This window comes from Kitasatospora sp. NPDC091257 (genome assembly GCF_044757675.1).
GTDB classification, from domain to species: Bacteria; Actinomycetota; Actinomycetes; order Streptomycetales; family Streptomycetaceae; genus Kitasatospora; species Kitasatospora lactacystinica.
Genome location: NZ_JBIVVI010001039.1, coordinates 1 through 3,284, shown reverse-complemented (window position 1 = coordinate 3,284; position 3,284 = coordinate 1). Strand labels below are relative to the sequence as shown.

2 protein-coding genes are annotated in these 3,284 nt (G+C 73.8%); both read right to left on the bottom strand.

Translation table 11 applies throughout. The features are described 5' to 3' along the window. Positions 1-38: 38 nt before the first annotated feature. Positions 39-2,234, bottom strand: coding sequence for a glycoside hydrolase domain-containing protein (locus ACIQOV_RS33970; protein WP_401054641.1), 2,196 nt, complete (start codon positions 2,232-2,234; stop codon positions 39-41). 317 nt (positions 2,235-2,551) lie between these two features. Continuing rightward, the gene (locus ACIQOV_RS33965) at positions 2,552-3,259 is read right to left on the bottom strand and encodes a TetR/AcrR family transcriptional regulator (RefSeq protein WP_401054639.1); all 708 of its coding nucleotides are present in this window, start codon (positions 3,257-3,259) and stop codon (positions 2,552-2,554) included. Between the last annotated feature and the right edge of the window lie 25 nt (positions 3,260-3,284).

Here is a 3,284-nt window from a genome sequence, read left to right as displayed (position 1 = left end):
GGGGCGCCGGGGTGGTGAGGTGGTGGGATGTGTCCGGGTCAGCTCCGGGTGGCCACCAGCTGGCTGGAGCCGTCCGGCAGGCCCGCGATGGCGGCGCGCTGGGCCGGGAAGGTGCTCGCGCCGTACGCGCCCTGGACCGCGGCGAAGCCGGACCAGGCGCCGTTGGTGAAGCGGGTCTCGTGGTAGAGGTTGCCGTCGTTGCCGATCACCGCCACCTGGGACGAACCGTCCGGCAGACCGGCGATGCCGACCGCCCGCGCGGCCATGGTGGGCGTGCCGCTGCCGGGAAGCGCGGCGAAGCCGGACCAGGTGCCGTCGGCGAAGCGGGCCTCGTGGTAGATGTTCACGTCGCTGCCGATCACCAGGACCTGCGAGGAGCCGTCCGACAGCCCCGTGATGGCCACCCGCGAGGCCGCCATCCGCGAGCTGTTCACACCCGGGAGCGGGGCGAAGCCGCTCCAACTGCCGTTGGAGAAGCGGGTCTCGTGGTAGACGTTCCCGTCGTTGCCGATCGCCAGGACCTGGGCGGACCCGTCGGGCAGGCCGGCGATGGCGATGTCCGCGGCCGCCATCGTCGGGGTGCCGACCCCGGGGAGCGCCCCGTAGCCGGACCAGGTGCCGTCGGCCGAGCGGATCCGGTGGTAGACGTTGCCGTCGCTGCCGACGGTCACCACCTGCGAGGAGCCGTCCGGCATGCCCGCGATGCCGGTCCGGCGGGCCTGGGTGGCCGGCGTGCCGTCGTCGGGCACCCCGGCGAAGCCGCTCCAACTGCCGTTCGAGGCGCGGACCCCGTGGTAGAGCCGGCCGTCCAGGCCGATGCCCAGCTCCTGCGAGGAGCCGCCCGGCAGCCCGGTGATCGCGGCCTCCGAGCCGCGGAACACGCCCGCACCGCCCGTCAGCGGGCTGAAGCCTGGCCAGGCGCCCGAGCTCTGGCGCACGCCGAGGAAGAACGCGGAGGACTGGGACGGCGGGGCGGCGGTGAGCTGGATGTCCAGGTAGTCCTGGTCGATGGCGATCGCGTAGCCGCCCCAGGTCTCCGGGTTCTGCGGCGAGGCGTACTGGTGGGCGCGCTGGTGGTTGTTCCAGTAGCCGGCCGGAATCGACGGGTCGGCGGTGTCCTCCTTGCCGTTCCAGTTGGCACTGAAGACGGCGTCGGGCATGGTGTAGGCGCTGTTGCCGGCGTTGGCGGCCAGGTCCTTCATGCCGGACGAGGAGCTGCTGTAGACGCCGGAGTTGTAGCCCCAGGCGTGCAGTTCGTTGGTCCAGGCGGTGAGGAAGGCGAGCACCGCGGCCGAGTACTGCGGGGTGGTGTACGCCTCCATGTCGTAGTAGAGGATCGTGCCGGGGCCGAAGCCGAGGGCCTGGGCCTGGCTCACCGCGTCGTCGGCGGCGTTGGCGCCCTCGGTGGCGGGGTAGCTGATCTTCGGGGCCTGCACGCCGACGTACATCGGCATGAAGGCCCAGCCCGCGGCCTGCTGCTGCTGGACCCAGGAGGCCGTCAGGTTCGGCTGGGCGCAGGCCCGCCTGACACCGCCGATGTAGACGCCGGCCGCCCGGTACGGGGAGGAGGCCATCCACGCGTTCATCGCGGCGCCGGAGGGCGCCGTACAGGCGTCGAAGCCCTTGCCGGTGTAGTTCGTCGCCGACGCGGGAACCGACGCCGCCGCGGCCGAAGCAGCCGGTGCGGCGGCTGCGGCCATGGCCTGGCCGGACGGTGCGGCGGCGGCCGCGGCGGACTTCGGGGCGGGGGTCGTCCGGGGCCCGGCGGGCGCCGGCTGCGGTCGGTGCGTCGGCGCGGGGGTGAGCCCGGCGCCGGTGATGATCCGCCGCACCAGCGGCTGGTCCGTGTCGTACGTCCCGGTCACCGCGACGACGCCGTCGGTCGCCCGGACCGTCTGCGCGACCGGGTTGGAGCCTTCCCGGTCCGGTGCGGCGCCCTCGGCTGGCTCGACCAACAGGGCCTCCGTGCGGCCGGTCAACCGTGGCGGGCAGGCCTGCTGCTCGCCCGGGTGACCGAGGTACACCGCGTGCTGGTCGAAGCGGACGCAGGCCTGCGGGTCCACGGCCAGGTCCACCACCGGCCAGGCCGAAGGCACATGGAAGACGCGGCCCTGGTACGTCACCGCCTTGGTGTCCGGGCTTGCGGCGGGAGCTGCGGCGGCGGAGCCTGCGACGGCGGGCGCCGCCATCAGCACGGCCGCCACGACGGCCGCGGCGCTCCGGAGCGCTGTCATTGGGGACTTCACCCAGTTCTCTCCTGACGTGACGAAAGACCGCACGCCGAGGAGTCGGCCGCGCGGCGTCGGCCACGATATCCACGCCCTCGACGGGTGCCGCCACAGGCCCCTCCCGTCAGCCGACTGTCCGTCAGTCCGGCCGGCCGTCAGCCGCCGCTCCCGGCACGGTCCGACCGGCTCCGGTCCACGCACTGGACGAGGGCGCCATCGTCCGGTCCGGAACCGACGACGTGCGGTGAACGGCCGCCCGGGGGGACGCGCCCGCTCCAGGCGATCGGGCGCGCGGTAGTCGCCCGGTTTCTCTCCCGGCTCGCTCAGGCCTGCCCGGAGCTCCATCCGCGCCCGTGGAGCCGCGCGAAGCCGTCGAGGAGGAGGTCGAGGGCGAACTCGAACTCGAACTGGTCGTCGCAGCCGTTGCCGACGACCGACGCGCCGTCGTGGGCCCGGGCCATGGCGATCTCGGCGATGTGCGGGTACCTGGCCGCCATCGCCTGGAGCGCGGCGGCCTGCTCCCCGGGCTCGTCGCCCGGAGAAGCCGGGAACAGCTCCTGGGTGAAGCCCCAGACGCGACTGCCCAGCGCGTGCATCGCGTGGTGGGTCAGGTCGACGGACAGGCCGCCCCTGCGGAACGTGCCGATCACGGAGTCCAGGTAGTCCAGCACGGCGGGGGTGGGGGTGCCGCGGGACTCGATCACGCGCAGGGCCCACGGGTGGCGCAGCAGCGCCCGCCGGGCCGACAGGACGCGCTCGCGGATCGCGCTCCTCCAGTCGGGGCCGTCGGCCGGGGGGTCGATCTCCCCGACGACGAGTTCGACCATGCCGTCGAGGAGTTGCTCCTTGTTGGCCACGTGCTTGTAGAGGGCCATCGGCACGACGCCCAGTTCCTGGGCGAGGCTGCGCATGCTCAGCGCCTCGATCCCGGACTGGTCGGCGCGGGCGACGGCGGCGCGCAGCACGCGGTCCCGGTTGAGCGGCTTCCTCCGCTCGGTGGCCGCCTGTTGGGCGTCTGCCTGCTTGGCCATGGTCCTCACCGATCCCCCTTGACAG

Excerpts from the sequence above, each read along its gene's own strand:
- ACIQOV_RS33970 (WP_401054641.1), bottom strand. The coding sequence starts at position 2,234 with ATGACAGCGCTCCGGAGCGCCGCGGCCGTCGTGGCGGCCGTGCTGATG.
- ACIQOV_RS33965 (WP_401054639.1), bottom strand. The coding sequence starts at position 3,259 with ATGGCCAAGCAGGCAGACGCCCAACAGGCGGCCACCGAGCGGAGGAAG.